Origin of the sequence: Nocardioides albertanoniae (assembly GCF_006716315.1) — a bacterium.
In the GTDB taxonomy this organism is placed as follows: Bacteria; Actinomycetota; Actinomycetes; order Propionibacteriales; family Nocardioidaceae; genus Nocardioides; species Nocardioides albertanoniae.
Window position 1 is genome coordinate 1,540,045 of the sequence record NZ_VFOV01000001.1, and the last position, 15,553, is coordinate 1,555,597.

14 protein-coding genes, 1 pseudogene and 1 riboswitch are annotated in these 15,553 nt (G+C 69.0%); of the genes and pseudogenes, 10 read left to right on the top strand and 5 right to left on the bottom strand.

The window, feature by feature from the left end:
- The first annotated feature begins 4 nt into the window (after nt 1-4).
- The 8 genes and pseudogenes from FB381_RS07350 to FB381_RS07380 all read left to right on the top strand — a co-directional run bounded on the left by FB381_RS07350 (nt 5) and on the right by FB381_RS07380 (nt 7,837).
- A complete protein-coding gene (locus FB381_RS07350; RefSeq protein WP_141779687.1) occupies nt 5-793 on the top strand; it encodes a sulfite exporter TauE/SafE family protein in 789 nt (262 codons plus the stop codon).
- Nucleotides 794-950: 157 nt separating this feature from the next.
- Nucleotides 951-1,772: an ion transporter gene (locus tag FB381_RS07355; RefSeq protein ID WP_141779688.1), complete on the top strand. Its 822-nt coding sequence runs from the start codon at nt 951-953 to the stop codon at nt 1,770-1,772.
- A riboswitch (cobalamin riboswitch) is annotated at nt 1,768-1,983 on the top strand. Its footprint overlaps the gene before it by 5 nt.
- Nucleotides 1,984-2,053: 70 nt before the next feature.
- Nucleotides 2,054-2,251: pseudogene (locus FB381_RS24230) on the top strand (nitrite reductase); the annotation flags it as partial.
- A 693-nt stretch (nt 2,252-2,944) separates the two neighbouring features.
- On the top strand, nt 2,945-3,553 hold the full coding sequence (locus tag FB381_RS24080; RefSeq protein WP_246088306.1) for a precorrin-8X methylmutase: 609 nt from the start codon (nt 2,945-2,947) through the stop codon (nt 3,551-3,553).
- Complete coding sequence (gene cobJ, locus FB381_RS07365) at nt 3,550-5,148, top strand: precorrin-3B C(17)-methyltransferase (protein ID WP_141779690.1); 1,599 nt, start codon at nt 3,550-3,552, stop codon at nt 5,146-5,148. Before FB381_RS24080 ends, cobJ begins: the two co-directional genes overlap by 4 nt.
- Nucleotides 5,145-5,918, top strand: coding sequence for a precorrin-4 C(11)-methyltransferase (gene cobM / locus FB381_RS07370; RefSeq protein ID WP_141779691.1), 774 nt, complete (start codon nt 5,145-5,147; stop codon nt 5,916-5,918). The genes cobJ and cobM overlap by 4 nt, the downstream gene beginning before the upstream one ends.
- On the top strand, nt 5,918-6,535 hold the full coding sequence (bluB, locus tag FB381_RS07375) for a 5,6-dimethylbenzimidazole synthase (RefSeq protein ID WP_141779692.1): 618 nt from the start codon (nt 5,918-5,920) through the stop codon (nt 6,533-6,535). The genes cobM and bluB overlap by 1 nt, the downstream gene beginning before the upstream one ends.
- 363 nt (nt 6,536-6,898) lie before the next feature.
- Nucleotides 6,899-7,837 carry a Fic family protein gene (locus tag FB381_RS07380; protein WP_211352350.1) on the top strand — a complete coding sequence of 313 codons (939 nt, stop codon included), beginning with the start codon at nt 6,899-6,901 and terminating at the stop codon, nt 7,835-7,837.
- 204 nt (nt 7,838-8,041) lie between these two features.
- Here FB381_RS07380 and FB381_RS07390 read toward each other — a convergent pair whose 3' ends face one another.
- The 5 genes from FB381_RS07390 to FB381_RS07410 all read right to left on the bottom strand — a co-directional run bounded on the left by FB381_RS07390 (nt 8,042) and on the right by FB381_RS07410 (nt 12,303).
- A complete protein-coding gene (locus FB381_RS07390) occupies nt 8,042-8,662 on the bottom strand; it encodes a hypothetical protein (protein ID WP_141779694.1) in 621 nt (206 codons plus the stop codon).
- A 158-nt stretch (nt 8,663-8,820) separates the two neighbouring features.
- Nucleotides 8,821-9,993: a hypothetical protein gene (locus tag FB381_RS07395; RefSeq protein ID WP_141779695.1), complete on the bottom strand. Its 1,173-nt coding sequence runs from the start codon at nt 9,991-9,993 to the stop codon at nt 8,821-8,823.
- Nucleotides 9,994-10,278: 285 nt separating this feature from the next.
- Entirely contained in the window at nt 10,279-10,899 is a 621-nt protein-coding gene (locus tag FB381_RS07400; protein WP_141779696.1) for a hypothetical protein, read from the bottom strand.
- 91 nt (nt 10,900-10,990) lie between these two features.
- Nucleotides 10,991-11,611, bottom strand: coding sequence for a hypothetical protein (locus FB381_RS07405; protein WP_141779697.1), 621 nt, complete (start codon nt 11,609-11,611; stop codon nt 10,991-10,993).
- A gap of 38 nt (nt 11,612-11,649) precedes the next feature.
- A complete protein-coding gene (locus tag FB381_RS07410) occupies nt 11,650-12,303 on the bottom strand; it encodes a hypothetical protein (RefSeq protein WP_141779698.1) in 654 nt (217 codons plus the stop codon).
- A 404-nt stretch (nt 12,304-12,707) separates the two neighbouring features.
- Between FB381_RS07410 and FB381_RS07415 the strand changes: the two genes are divergently transcribed.
- Both FB381_RS07415 and FB381_RS07420 read left to right on the top strand, forming a co-directional pair.
- Nucleotides 12,708-13,940: a PucR-like N-terminal domain-containing protein gene (locus tag FB381_RS07415; RefSeq protein ID WP_170225091.1), complete on the top strand. Its 1,233-nt coding sequence runs from the start codon at nt 12,708-12,710 to the stop codon at nt 13,938-13,940.
- Between the two features lie 345 nt (nt 13,941-14,285).
- Nucleotides 14,286-15,452, top strand: coding sequence for a 13E12 repeat family protein (locus tag FB381_RS07420; protein WP_246088002.1), 1,167 nt, complete (start codon nt 14,286-14,288; stop codon nt 15,450-15,452).
- The last annotated feature ends 101 nt before the right edge of the window (nt 15,453-15,553 follow it).

Genomic DNA, 15,553 nt, shown 5'->3' on the forward strand with positions numbered 1-15,553 from the left:
TCCGGTGAGCGCCGAGGTCGCCTGGCTCCTGCTCGCCGGCGTCGGGGCCGGGCTGACCGGCTCGGTCGCGGGCCTGGCCTCACTGGTGAGCTATCCGTCATTGCTCGCCGCGGGCCTGCCGCCGGTGATCGCGAACGTGACCAACACGGTGGCGATGTTCGGCGTCACCGGCGGTGCCGTCGCGGGCTCGCACCGCGAGCTGCGCGGCCAGGGCAGAAGGATCGGCTGGCTGGCGCTGGCCTCGTTCCTCGGCGGTGCGGTGGGCGCTGCCCTGCTTCTCACCACCCCGGCCGAGGCTTTCGAGGCGGTGGTGCCCTGGCTCGTCGGCTCCGGCTCGGTGCTCCTGCTGCTTCGCGACCGGATCCGGACCTGGGCCGCTTCGCGGGCGGCCGAGCGGCCGCGACCGGGGGCGCTGGGCGGCGATGGGCGGCGTACGTCGGTCCGGGCGTTCGGCTGGGGAGCGATCGTGTTCGTGCTCGGCATCTATGGCGGGTATTTCGGCGCCGGCGTCGGCATCATCGCGCTCGCCGCTCTCGCGCTCGAGCGCGCCGAGGCGATCGCGATCACCAACGCGGTCAAGAACATCGCGACCGGTGTCGCCAACGGCACTGCGGCCATCGCCTATCTCTTCTTCGCCCCGGTCGACTGGCCTGCGGCGCTCGCCCTCGGATCCGGCGCCGTGCTCGGCGGTTTCCTCGGCCCCGCCATCGTGCGTGTCGCCCCCGAGCGCCCGCTGCGCTGGCTGGTCGGCCTGGCCGGCCTCGGCCTCGCCGTGCACCTGGCCACCACCTAGACCCGCCGAGTCGGCTCGTTATGACGAGCCGACTCGGCGGGGGATCTGGTGAGAACGAGCCGACTCGGCACCGATAGGCTCCGGCGCGGTCACAGCAACAGCAACGACCACAGCAGCAACGGCAACAGGTCACAGGCGGCAGGAGCACGGGCGAACGATGTCGGGCAACATCTCGGTGCGCACCCGGGTGCGTACGCTGGTCGACGACGAGCGATTCCAGAAGATCATCATCGGGGTGATCATCCTCAACGCCGTGGTGCTCGGCGTGGAGACGATGGTGCCGGAGCATCTGGCCCACGAGCTGGCCCTCTTCGACAGCCTGCTGCTGGCGGTCTTCGTCGTCGAGCTGCTGCTGCGCCTGGTGGCGTACGGCCCGAGGTTCTTCCTCGACCCGTGGAACGTCTTCGACACCGTGATCGTCGCGATCGCGCTGGTGCCGGCGACGGGGCCGCTCTCGGTGCTGCGCGCGCTGCGCATCCTGCGGGTGCTGCGGCTGGTCAACTCGGTGCCGTCGATGCGCCGCGTGGTCGACGGGCTGATCAACGCGATGCCGGGCATGGGCGCGGTCGCGGGGCTGCTGGTGCTGATGATGTATGTCGCGGTGGTCATCTCGACCAACCTCTACGGCGAGATCGCGCCGGAATACTTCGGCGACCTCGGCACCAGTGCGTTCACGCTCTTCCAGACGATGACCGGCGAGGCCTGGCCCGACATCGCCCGCACGGTCATGGCCGAGGACCCGACGGCGTGGGTCTTCTTCGTCGTCTTCATCCTGGTGATGACCTTCGCCGTGCTCAACCTCTTCCTCGCCGTGGTCGTCTCCGGCATGGAGAGCGTGGAGAGCCTCGCCGAGCACGAGGAGGAGTCCGATGCGGAGATGATGACGCTGCTCACCTCGATGCGCGACGACCTCACCGCCGTACGCGAGGAGCTGGCCGCGGTCCGGGCCGAGCGGTCGCAGGCTCCCGAGGCCGGGTAGTCTCGCCCCTGCCAGTCGTGCTCCATCGGTGATGGGGTCAGGGAACCCGGTGAGAGTCCGGGACTGACGCGCAGCGGTGAGGATGACGGGCGGGGCACGCGCTTCTGCTGAGACCTCAGCGGCAAGGGCAGCCACTGGAGCCTGGCTCCGGGAAGGCGCTCCGCACCGATCGATTCCGAGTCCGAAGACCTGCTGGCTCTGGTGACATCCGTCGCCAGGTCACCACGTGCCCCGCGCTGCAACACGAAAATCGGGCACATGACACGGAGCAGGTGCCCCTGATGTCGCGAGTCCGAACCGACCGTTGCCCGGGAGTCGGCCGCCCCTGGCCCGCCGACGACGGCCTGCTGGTGCGGCTGCGTCTGATCGGCGGCGCGGTCTCCACGGCGTCGCTGCGCGCTCTGGTCGAGGTGGCTGAGACCTACGGCGACGGGCAGGTGCATCTCACCGGCCGCGCCAACCTGCAGGTGCGCGGGCTGCCGTCGGCCGACGGTGCGCTGCCCGGCGAGGTGCTGACCGCGCTGGAGGCGACCGGTCTGGTGCCGGCGCAGAGCCACGAGCTCGTACGCAACGTGATGGTCTCCCCGCAGACGGGGTTGTCCGGGGGCCGGGCCGACCTGCGCGGTGTGGCCGCCACCCTCGACCGGCTGCTGTGTGCCTCGCCGCGGTTGGCGGCGCTGCCGGGCCGGTTCCTGTTCGTGCTCGACGACGGTCGCGGCGACCTGGTCTCGCGCGAGTGCGACCTGGGCGTGGTGGCGCTCTCGGCCACCGAGGGGCAGCTGCGGGTCGGTGACTCGTGGGGGCCGGTCGTGCCGCTGGTCGAGGCCGCCTCGCGGATCGCCGCGCTCGCCTCCGACTTCCTGGACGTACGCGGCGAGGGCCCGTCCGCGCCCTGGCACGTCTCCGAGCTCGAACCCGAGCTCGACTCCGCCCTGATCGAGCCGTTCGTGGCCGACCCGCGGGTGCCCGCACCGGCCGCCGAGCTCGACTTCGGCGAGGTGCCCGGGGGAGAGCATGTCGCCGCGCCCGATGGCACCCTCGACCGGGCCGCGATCGAGGCGCTGGCCGAGAGGTCGCCGGAGGTCGTGGTGACACCGTGGCGCGGCGTACTCGTGCCGGCGCCGAAGGCACGGCCGACCCGGCGCTACGACTACATCGACCAGGGGCCGGCGATCTACGTCGACTCCTTCGCGACCATCCGGCGCGAGGCCGACCTCTCCGCGGTGCCGGCCGACGCCGAGCGGCTCGCGGTGCGGATGATCCACGGCAGCGGGCAGGTCGATCTGGCCGCTGACCTGGTCATCCACCCCGATCTCGTGAAGGCCGCCCGGGGTGCGCTGGAGGCCGGTGCGCCGATCCTGTGCGACGCGACCATGGTCGCCACCGGGGTCACCCGCAGCCGGCTGCCGCGCGACAACGAGGTGCTCTGCATGCTCGGCGACGACCGGGTGCCGGCGCTGGCCCGCGAGTGGGGCACCACCCGCACGGCCGCCGCGCTCTCCCTGTGGGAGCCCTATCTGGAGGGTGCCGTGGTCGCCATCGGCAACGCCCCGACGGCGCTGTTCCACCTCTTCGAGATGATCCTCGACGGCGGCCCGCGCCCGGCCGCCATCGTCGGTTGCCCGGTGGGCTTCATCGGTGCGGCGGAGTCGAAGGAGGCGCTCGCCTCCTTCGCCGACGACCACGGCATCGACATCCCCTTCGTCACCGTGCGCGGACGCCGCGGCGGCTCGGCGATGACCTCCTCCGCCCTCAACGCACTCGCCCAGGAGCAGGAATGACCAGCGCGACCCGTGGGAGCTTCACCGTCGTCGGCATCGGCCCCGGCGACCCCGAGCTGATCACCCTCAAGGCCGCCCGGCTGATCGGCGCCGCCCCGGTGGTGGCCTACCACGCCGGCGTGAGCAAGCAGTCGCACGCCCGCCGCATCGCCTCCGAGCTGATCCCCGCCGACGCGATCGAGGAGGAGCTGCGCTACCCGGTCACCACCGGCACCACCTCCCACCCCGGCGGCTATGTCGGCGCGATGGCCGAGTTCTACGAGTCGTGCGCCGTGCGGCTCTCCGCCCATCTCGACGCCGGCCGCGACGTCGTGCTGCTCGCCGAGGGCGACCCGCTCTTCTACGGCTCCTCGATGTATCTCCACGACCGCTTCAAGGAGATCTACTCGACGTCGGTGGTGCCCGGTGTGCCCGCCTTCGCAGCCGCGACCGCCGCGGTGTCCACGCCTCTGGTGCGCCAGACCGACGTGCTCACCGTGCTCCCAGGCACCCTGCCCGAGCCCGAGCTCGCCCGCCGCCTGGCCGACACCGAGGCCGCGATCATCATGAAGCTCGGCCGCACCTTCCCGGCCGTACGCTCCGCGTTGGCTGCTGCTGGGCGGCTCGACGGCGCCTGGTACGTCGAGCGCGCCTCGCAGCCCGAGGAGCGCTGGCTCCCGGTGGCTGATGTGGATCCGGACTCGGTGCCCTACTTCTCGCTCATCGTCCTTCCCGGCGACTCCCAGCCCCCCGCTGGTCGAGCCGGAGTCGTGAGGGACGAACGACTCCGGCTCGAGACCAACACGGTCGAATCGAGCGCCGGAGGGGACCGTGTTGGTCTCGACACCGGCTCGCTGGCGCTCGCCGGGCTCGACCAGCGGGCGAGCGGCGAGCTGCTCGTCGTCGGACTCGGCCCCGGCCCCGACGCCTGGCTGACCCCCGAGGTCAGCCAGGCTCTGGCCGAGGTCAACCACGTCATCGGCTACGCCCCCTACGTCAACCGCGTGCCCCAGCGCGAAGGCCTGCAGCGGCACGCCTCGGGCAACACCGTCGAGGTCGACCGGGCCCGGCACGCGCTCGACCTCGCGAAGGCGGGGGAGAAGGTCGCGGTCGTCTCCGGCGGCGACGCGGGGGTCTTCGGGATGGCCTCGGCCGTGTTCGAGGCCGCCGAGGACCCGGCCTATGCCGGCGTACGCATCCACGTGCTGCCCGGCGTCAGCGCCGTGCAGGCGGTGGCCGCCCGCGCCGGCGCCCCGGTCGGTGCCGACTTCGCGGTGATGTCGCTCTCCGACCGGCTCAAGCCGTGGGCCGTGGTCGAGGAGCGGCTGCGCGCGGTGGCCGCGGCCGATCTCGTGCTGGCGATCTACAACCCCGCCTCGCGCTCGCGCACCGAGCAGATCGCGACCGCCCGCGACGTACTCCTCGAGCAGCGCAAGCCCGACACCGTCGTCATCGTCGGCCGCGACATCGGCCGCGCGGAGGAGTCGCTGACCGTGACCACCCTCGGCGACCTCGATCCGGCCACGATCGACATGAAGTGCCTGGTCATCGTGGGGGCGAGCTCGACCCGGGTCACCGAGGCCGGGCAGGTCTGGACGCCGAGGTATGTGCGATGACAGCCCAGCCGACCGTCCACTTCGTCGGCGCCGGCCCCGGCGCGGCAGACCTCCTCACCGTGCGCGCGACGCGGCTGCTCGCGGCCGCAGACGTGGTGCTCTACCCCGGCACCTACCTCGACCCCGAGGTGCTCACGCACTGCAGCCCCGAGGCCGAGCTGGTCGACACCCAGGGCCTCGACCTCGACGAGATCACCGCGACGATCGTGGCCGCGGCGAGCGCGGAGAAGCAGGTTGTACGCCTCACCTCGGGTGACCCCTCGGTCTACTCCGCGCTCTTCGAGCAGACCCGGCGGCTGGCGGCGGCGGGGGTCACCTGGGAGGTGACCCCGGGCGTGCCTGCCTACGCGGCCGCGGCGGCGAAGGTCGGCTCCGAGCTGACCGTGCCGCTGGTGAGCCAGTCGGTGGTGCTGACCCGCACCCAGGCGCGCTCCTCGGCGATGCCGGAGACCGAGTCGCTGGCCGCGTTCGCGGCGACCCGTGCCACCCTCGTGCTCCATCTGGCGATCACCCGCATCCGTGGCCTGATGAGCGAGATCGAGCCGGAGTATGGCGCCGACTGCCCGGTCGTGGTCGTCTTCCGCGCCAGCCAGCCGGGCGAGCTCGTGCTGCGCGGCACGGTCGCGACCATCGCCGACCTGGTCGAGGAGGCCGGCCTGCGGCAGGCCGCCGTCATTCTCGTCGGCCGCGCCCTGACCGCGGTCGACACCGACGGTGGGGAATCGTGGCTCTATGCCGCCCACCGCGACCGCAGCGGGGCGAACAACTGATGGACCTCTACGACGCGATCAACCGCCGCCGCGACACCCGCGCCGAGTTCACCGGCGAGCCGGTCGACCCCGACGTGCTCGAGCGAGTGCTCTCCGCCGCCCACGCCGCCCCGAGCGTCGGCATGACCCAGCCGTGGGACTTCGTGCTGGTGCGCTCGACCGAGACGCTGCGTACGTTCCGCGAGCACGTCGCCACCGAGCGCGACGTCTTCGCCTCCTCCCTCGAAGGGGAGCGGTCGGAGACGTTCTCGAAGATCAAGATCGAGGGGATCTGCGAGTCGGGGCTCGGCGTGGTCGTCGGCTACGACCCGACCCGCGGCGGGTCCCAGGTGCTCGGCCGCCACGCCATCGCCGACGCCGGCCTCTACTCCACCGTGCTCGCCATCCAGAACCTCTGGCTCGCCGCCACCGCCGAAGGCCTCGGCGTCGGCTGGGTCAGCTTCTACCGCGAGGAGTTCCTGCGCGACCTGGTCGGCCTGCCCGACCACGTACGCCCCGTCGCCTGGCTCTGCGTCGGCCCCGTCGCAGACCTCCCCGAGGTGCCCGACCTGGAACGCTTCGGCTGGCGCCACCGCTCCGCGCTGTCAACGGTGGTGCACGAGGAGAGATTCGGGTAGGCGATCGGATCGAGGCGCGAAGGCCATCCTTACGCCACTTTATGCCATAAAGTGGCGTAAGATGGGGCTGTGGACCACTTTCCAGCAGGTTTCGCCATCGCGACGGAGCCCCGCGAGTGGCAGGGCGAGCCGGACCGTTCTGCGTCTCGACGCCAGCGGTTGTCTGCCCGTGGTCCTTACCAAGCTGCCGTTCCTGCTCGGATCGAGGATCTGATCCCGGCGGTCGGTGCGGAGATCCAGGCTGAGGCTGAAGATGCCGTGCGGGAGATCACTCGGTTCGATGCCCAGGTGACCGCGCTTGCTGAGCGGCGCTCTCTCGGTGAGGGAGACGACGCTGCGACGGAGCTGGCTCCGCTGGCCTCGGTGCTCTTGCGCACCGAGTCGGCGTCGTCTTCGCAGATCGAGGGTGTCACCGCCGGTGCCCGGGCCCTGGCGCTCGCTTCGATCGAGGCGAAGAGTGGTCCGAACGCCCAGCTCGTCACGGCCAACGTCCTTGCGATGCAGCGAGCGGTTGCGCTCGCCGACGACATCAGCGTCGACTCGATCCTCGCCGCCCACGACGCACTTCTCGCAGGACACGAGTACGCCGCGCCCGGACGATTTCGCACCTCTCAGGTATGGATCGGCAGCAACGCCGTGAGCCCGCACACGGCGTCCTTCGTTCCCCCTCACCACACGCGGGTGCCGGCAAGCATGGATGACTTGATCGCCTTCGTGAGAAGGGTGGACCTTCCGGTCCTGGTCCAGTGCGCGATCGCGCACGCACAGTTCGAGACGATCCACCCTTTCAACGACGGCAACGGACGTGTCGGTCGCACCCTTGTGCATGCGATGCTGCGTCACGCCGATGTGACGCACCGCCTGACAGTGCCGGTCTCGGCCGGTCTGCTGACCGACACGTCGGCGTACTTCGAGGCGTTGACGGCCTACCGCAGCGGCGATGTCGAGCCGATCGTCAGGCAGTTCGTCAACGCCTCCTTCCGCGCCATCCGCAACGGTCGCCACCTGGTTGACGATCTGGAGCGGGTATACGACGGCTGGGGGGAGCGCCTTCCCTCCCGCCGTGGATCAGCCGCACGACGGCTCCTGCCGCATCTGCTCAACCAACCGGCCGTGAACGTCGCCTACGTCGAGGCGGCGACAGGTGCAGCGATGTCTGCGGCTCAGCGGGCGGTCGAGCAGCTGGAAGACGCCAAGATCCTCACGCGCGTGGGCAGCGGCCAGCGCAACCGGGTGTGGCTCGCCAACGAAGTCATCGACGCGCTCGACGCCTTCGCCGAGCGCGTCGGTCGCCGCGGCTGAGCCACGGTCGCTGCCCGCGCGAGGAGTTCCTCCGCGACCTGGTCGGCCTGCCCGACCACGTACGCCCCGTCGCCTGGCTCTGCGTCGGCCAGGTCGAGGGCGTGCCAGAGGTGCCCGACCTGGAACGCTTCGGCTGGCGCCACCGCTCTGCGCTCTCGAAGGTGATCCATGAGGAGAGGTACGCAGCGCGGCAGCACTGATCGGTCACGGATTGGTGATCGTCAGTCCGGTGATGGTCCAGCTGCCGTCGACATCCATGGCTTGGCCCTGCGTGATCCCGAGGATCGGACACAGGAAGCCAGCGGGGTCGTCGGAGATGATCTGCGTCGACCCGTCGGGGGTGAAGGCGCCGGTGGCGTCGTCGAAGGTGCCGGCGATGTCGCCGGCAACGCTGAACGAGCAGCCGCCCGCCCCGACGAACATCGCCGCGTCGGTGATGGCGGCGGGGGAGACCGAGCCGACCTCGGCCCCGGTGACCGCAAAGCCCCAGGTGCCGGTCAGGTCGACCGTGACGTCGCCGCCCATCGACGAGGTGCACCCGCTGGTCGTGAGGTCGTCCCAGGTGGTGGCGGGTGTGCCGAAAGGTCTGCTCTGACTCGGGTCGAACAGGCTGCCCGACATGTCGAGCTGCGGACACGTGAAGCTGAAGCCGGACTCCACATGGGTGAACGTGACGTCGTGGCCGCTGAGGGTGACGAGGGGTCCGCCGTGTGGAGTGTAGGTGCCGGCCGCAGCCTGGGCGGGCTGGGACATCGCCGCGATGGTCGCGATGGCGAGTGCGCCGGCCGCGACTCCGGCGAGCACTGTGCTGGTGAACTTCCTCATGATGTTCTCCCTGGTGGTGGGGTTCATCCCGAGAGGTTCCTGCGCTCCATATCTGTCTGTCCGACCTCGAACGCTTCGGCTGGCGCCCCCGCTCCGCCCTCTCCTCGGTGATCCACGAGGAGAGGTACGCAGCGGCGTCATCCCCTATGCCAGGCTAGTCACCAGTCGTGGTCCGGTGGCGGGTTGGACGGCGTTGCTGTGTCCGGCGCTTCGGGGGCTGGTAGCGGACAGCGGCCGGCGACGCACTTCGCCAGGTCCGCAGGATCGAATGTAAAGCCCGGCGTTCCTTGGTGGACACGCAGAGGGTTGTTCGGGCCGGAGGCCATCGCGGTGACGAGCGAGTCGAGATCTTCGATGGCGCCACAGCCAGTGAATGGTGGGATGTCCACGCCAGTCGAGTCCGGCAGCATCCGGCCCTCGTCATCGTGGTAAGGCGACACGTACTCGGCGGGATCGAGGGGGGCATGCAGGGGGACGACCGTCCCGTCACCCTTTTCGTGACCGTCGCGTTGGCTCAGGTATCCCCCAGCCAACGCTTGGTAGCCCTGCTCCCCCCACAATGCGATGTCGACGGGACGGGACGTCCGGCAGTTCGGGCCGAGGTCAACGGACCTGCCGTCGACCTTGAGGTCCTCGAGCCGGATGTCAACCTGTCCCTCGAGCAGGGTGCGGTAGAAGACTGCGCAGTTCTTTCCTGTGGGCGCCTTGTATCCGGTGGGGTTCCACACATGCACGGTCCACGGCGGGATCGTGGATCCCAGCCTGGTCATCGACATCCGCAGGGTCACCGTGGCGGGAATCGACCCGAACGCCAATAGGTTCACCTGGACCTCGGGGAACTCGCCGATATTGCCCAGTGGATAGGTGGTGCCCTCGGGCGTCTTGTGAGGCTCAGGGGAGAGGACGACGAGCTGGGACCTGACGTACTGCGTGCGCTCCTCGGGTGGGCGGTTTGGGACACAAGAGTCTGGCAGTGGTTCGAAGGGCCAGGCGACCCTGAGAAGCCCCCCGTAGGCGTCCGGTGTCTGCCCGACCGGACACCGTGCGAGGGTGCTCCCGTTTCTGCACGCGTCGAACATCCCGTAGTACAACAGGCCCCACACCGGGTTGTCAGGGCCAATCGTGATGCTCATCTTCGCGCGCTGCGTCGAGATGATCTGAGTCGAGGTGATAGGGCCACTGGCGCTGTGCTTCGTCCGGTCCGGGAGGTCGTCCTCGGGCGCAGCCGCTCCGGTCGGCACCGTCGCCAGTAGACAGACCATCGCCAGCGCGGCGACCCTCCATCCCCGTCGTGGGGCGGTCGACGCGCTTCCGCGGTGCGCGCTGCTCACAACGCTCTTCTCTGCTCGTGTGTGACCCAGGAGGACCGTTGTCAGCCAATTGGTGTCGGTGGCGGTCCGGTCAGAGCGTGCTCCGGCACGGCGGCGAGGGATACGCATGAAGAGTTCCTCAGGTGATCGGGTCCGGCGAGGACCGTGCGGGTGTCCGCCATCAGTTAAGACCGCGAATGTGGCGAGCGCCACAGAACGATGGAACGAGGGCCGCTGATTCGAGGAAACTTGTCACGCGCGTGACAAGTTTTCCCAGGGGCGTGGGTGTTGGTCAGTGGCTGCCGATCATGGGTTGCTGATCGTCACACTGCTGATCGTCCAGATGCCGCTCTCAACACTGATGCTCTGACCTTGGGCTAGGCCGAGGATCCCGCAGATGAAGCCGACAGGAACGTCGGCGATGGTTAGGCTTGACCCGGTGGCGGTGAACACTCCACTTGTATCGTCGAAGACGCCGGTGATCTCGCCGGTGATGTTGAACTCGCAGTCAGCTGCGGAGAAGAACATGTCTGCGTCAATGAGGGTGGCGGTCGACTCCGAACCAACCTCGGGCCCAGTGATCGCAAATCCCCAGGTACCGGTCATATCGAACGTGGTGTCGCCGAAGATCGAATTGAAGCAACCGCCGTCGACAAGTTGGTTCAAAGTGATGGCGCTCGTCCCGAATGGTCTACTGAGACCGGGGTCGGTGAGGGAGCCCTGCAGGTCGAACTGTTCGCAGATGAACGTCTGACCGGCGTCGTCGAACGTGAAGGCGACGTCGTTGCCGATCATCACCGTGGCAGGCACACCGTGTGGCGTGTAGGTGTTGGCCGAGGCCTGGGAAGGCGACGTGGCCGCAAGGGTGGCGATCGCGAGCGCCGCAGCGCCGATTCTGGCGAGCACTCGGTTGGACAGTTTTGTCATGACTGGCCTCCTGTGGGGATGAAATAGGGGTCTGTGTCGGCGGTCATTGGCACCGACACAGACCCCTGATGGGATGATCAGCTCCTGTCGATCACGGGTTGGTGATGGTCAGGCCCGCGGCCGTCCAGCTCCCGTCCACGGAGATGTGCTGACCCTTCGCGACGCCGAGGAGGGTGCAGACGAAGCCGACCGGGTCGTCGGAGATGACCAGGGTCGACGCGGTCGGCGTGAACACACCGGTCGAGTCGTCGAATTCGCCGGTGACGCCGCCCGCGACGTTGAAGTCGCAGCTGGCCGCCGAGACGGACGCAGTCACATCGCTGAGCGCGGCGGGCGAGACCGAGCCGACCTCCGCCCCGGTGATCGCGACGTCCCAGGCACCGGTCGGCTCGACGGTGGTGTCCCCGGCGATCGGGTTGGTGCAGCCACTGGACGTGAGGTCGTCGAGCGTGCCGGCGGAGTCACCGAAGGCCCGACTGGTGCCGGAAGCGGTGATGCTTCCCTCCAGGTCGAACACGTCGCAGGTCAGGGTCTGGCCGGCGTCGTCAGCGGTGAAGGCGACGGTGTCGCCGACGAAGGTGACCGGGTCCGGGCCGGTCGGCGTGTAGCCGTCGGCCGCCGCCTGGGCGGGTGCCGACATGGCCGCGACGGTGCCGACAGCGAGTGCTCCGGCGGCGAGACCGGTGAGCACGCGGTTGGTGATCTTCTTCATGGTGTTTCTCCTTGTGTGTTGGGTTGAGTCCGAGCGGTTCAAGCCAGACCCGCGCGGGGGTTGGAGATCTGAAGGTCGAGGGTGTTGTCGGAGCCCGGCACCAGGGCGTTGACCGGCACGGAGCCGAACGTCGGGAAGAAGCCGGGGATGTCGAGGAAGTTCAGCGGCGTGCAGCCGGTGAAGCTCCCGATCGTGTAGCTAGAGGTGACCCGGCCGCCGCCGTTGACGGTGAAGAACTCACCCTCGGGAGTGCTGGCGGTGATGGAGACGGGGTCGGCGGTGTGGCAGCGGCTGCCGACCGCGAGCGGCCACCAGACGCCGAACACCTTGGCCTCGACGTCGCTCAGCCTGATGTCGTACGCCACCGTCGAGGTCAGCGTCGACTTGCCGAGCTGGTCGGTGGGCACGATGGCGCCGGTGAGCTCGCCGACCTGGGTCATGGTGACCGTGGCGCGGGCCGGGATGCCGAAGACGTCGAAGCTCATCGTCTTCTGCGGGATGTCGAGGGAACCCCCGACGATGTGGCCGTTGGTGACGTCGAGCGTCGACTCGAGCACCGAGGGGCCCAGGTCCATCGAGGCGTCGACCTGGGCACCGATGTGCGTCGTACCGACGGCGTCGAAGTCGATGTCGAGCGTCGGGTTCTCAGCTGCTTGGGCAGCGGGTGCCCCCGTGAGCAACGCGGTGGCCACGAGAGCAGCGAAAGCCGTGGCGACCCACGTGCGGCGACGGGGTAGAGGCTGGGTTCTCACGATCTCCCCTTGCGGTATGGGATGGACGTGATCGAACCGAGCGTGGCCCGACCACAACTGCGATGACGTCACCATTGAGGGGGCTGCGAGCGATCGCTGACAAGCAGGTCGTGGCCGAGGAGACCGGGAGCGGGCCAAAACTGTCAGATGGGTGACAGTTTTGATTCGAAGAGCAAAAGTTGTGATGCCCATCACAACTTTTGCAGGTATTTGCGCGCACTGTCTCTGCGCCTCTGGACGCATGGGTCTGTGAGGTCCTTCACTGCTGATGGATGACGTCCCTCGTGCGGCTCCCCAGGTCGCGACTCAACGAGGGGCCGACGCGGAGGAGAGCTGTGACCCCGATGGCACGAAAGAAGACGGACACCTTCACCGGCACGATCCCGAGAAGGCCTCGCCCCACCCCACGCATCACCCTGTCGCCGCCGACCGACCCGATCGCCCGGGAGATCGTGGTGGCCTGCCGGCCACGGGCGCGCAAGCTGTCGCGTCGTATCGCCCATCGCATCTGCCACGAGGTGGACGCCTTCAGGGATCCGCGGGTGCACGACGTCATCGAGCAGGCGCTCGACGAGGCGGTCACCCTGTTCATCGACGCGATGTCGGGGGCGCCGGTGCGCGGCCACAGCGTCGCCGACGTCTATCGACACCTCGGCAGCCTGGAAGGGAGGGCCGGTCACAACCTCGACGCGATGCGGGCCGGGCACCACATCGCCACCCAGGAGTCGTGGCGGGAGATGACCGCGATCGCCCACGAGCTGCACCTGCCGATGACGATGGTGGGCTATCTGGCCGAGTCGCTCATGGACTACCAGTGCCAGCTGCTCGACCACGCGATGCACGGCTTCACCGAGCCCACCGCACCGGTCGACCCCCGGCTCGCGCTCCTCGCGGCGCTTCTCGGAGCCGCGCCGGTCGAGGGACTGGAGGTGCTCGCGGGGCGCGCCGGCTGGGCGCTCGCCGACCGCGTGGTCGTGGCGGTGATGCCGGGCGGATCGCTCTCGTCCGAGCTCAGCTCGCCGAGCTCACACCTGCTCGTCGGGTCGAGCCAGGGCGCCCTGATCGTGGTCGGACCCGCACGCGAGCTGCACGCTTGCGCCCAGGAGGTCGCCGCCGCGACCGACCACGCGATCGCGGTCACCTGGGAGGTGCGGCTCGAGGAGACCCAGGACGCCGTACGTTGGGGACTGCGAGCGCTCGCGCTGCTCTCCGAGCAGGTCATCCACGCCTCCGAGGACGGCATCGTCTGGTGCACGGCCTACCAGGCGGAGCTGTGGCTCCACGCCGACCCGACGCTGCGCCGCTTCACCGACGAGCAGCTGCTCGCACCCCTCCTGGACGAGACCCCCAAACGGCGCCTCGCGCTCGCCGAGACCATGCTGGTCTGGCTCCGCACCCGCCCCAGCGCCCCCATCGTCGCCGAGCAGCTCACCGTGCACGAGCAGACCGTGCGCCACCGCCTCAAGCGGATCAAGGAGATGTTCGGCCACCGCCTCAGCGACCCTGCTGAGGCCGTCGGTCTTCTCGCGGCGCTGGAGTCGACCACACCCCGCTGGCGTCGGGACCTCGCCAGCTGACGGACCTCGTTGGTCGAGCTTGCCAGACCTCCCTGCCGGAAACTTTCTACGACAGCGACTCGAGGGGCCGTCGACCCGTTCTGCACGGTCTTCTCGATGGACCCCGGAGTCAAGGACGGCCTACGGCCGCCGGCTACGCCGGCCGCTGACGCGGTCCTGGACACCGGGATCCATCGAGAAAAGATTTGGCTGTATATCGGGGCGACGGCCCGGGTGTGGCCGACACTTCATGTTGCTTCGCTGCCGCATCGAAAACCCTGTTTGACCTGGGGAAATAGGTAGATTTTGTGGGGTCGAGAGAGTAAAATCAGAGGTAGTTGGGACAGGCTTTGAGAGGGGCATCAGGTGAGTGTCGGACGCGGGATCGATCACTGGGGAAACAACCCCGGCGACTCGCTCACGGACACCTTGGACGCCGTCGACTCCTCCCTCGACCGGCTGCTCGCGTCGGACCCGATCTATTGGGATGTGAAGCAGAAGAAGACCGTCCTGGCGTGGCTGGAGAAGGTCGAGGCCCGGCAGGCCGCCCTTCGACTTCGAGTGCTCGCTTCTGCGGGTGACATCGCCGCCGAGACCGGCGACAAGGACGCCTCGGCGTGGATGCGTGCCGAGCTGCTCGTCGACAAAGGGACTGCTCGGACCCAGATCAAGCTCGCTGCGGGTGTAGCGACGTACGAGCTGGTCGCTGACGCCCTGGCGACCGGCGACGTCTCCCAGGTTAAAGCGCGGGTGATCACCAAGGCCCTCGCTGACATCGGAACCAACCCGGTCGCGACCACTGAAGACCTGGCTCTCGCGGAGAAGCTCCTGGTCGACTACGCGACCCGGCTGACCGCCAACGAGCTACGCATCATCGGCAAACGAATCCTGGCCGAGATCGACCCGGCCCGGTTCGAGGACGCCGAAGCCAAAGCACTCCTCGCCGAAGAAGAACGCGCCCACCAGAGAACAGCACTGCGGATCTGGGACAACCACGACGGGACAGTTGGCTTCGACGGGGTCCTCCCGGCCTCGGTCGGTTACCGGTTCAAGACCCAGGTCGAAGCCTGGGCCCAACCGCGCAAGCAACAGCTCGTCGAGAAAGGTTCTCCGCTGCCGCCCTGGGGGCGACTGATGGGCCAAGGGTTCGCGCGGCTGCTGGAGACCATCGACCCCGACGCGCTTCCCAGGCATGGCGGCGACGCAACCACGGTCAACGTGGTGATCTCCCTCGACGACCTCCGCAAAGACCTCGGCACCGCGACCCTCGGGTTCGACGACGTCAACGGCCCACGATCTCAGCGGCCGAGGCGCGGAAGATGGCCTGCAACGCCGCGATCATCCCCTGGGTCCTCGGCACCGACGGCCAGGTCCTCGACGCGGGACGTACGAGCAGGTTCTTCCAACCCATCCAGCGCAAGGCGCTCCGGTTACAGCAGAAGTGCTGCCGGGCAGAGGGGTGCGACATGCCGCCGGAGTGGTGCGACCCGCACCACCTGGACCCATGGTCAGCAGGTGGGAAGACCGATCTGAAGGACGGCGTCCTTCTCTGTCCACACCATCACCGACTGGCCCACGCGCCAGCCTTCACCCACGAGCGGTTTCCCGACGGCACGATCAGATTCACCCGCCGA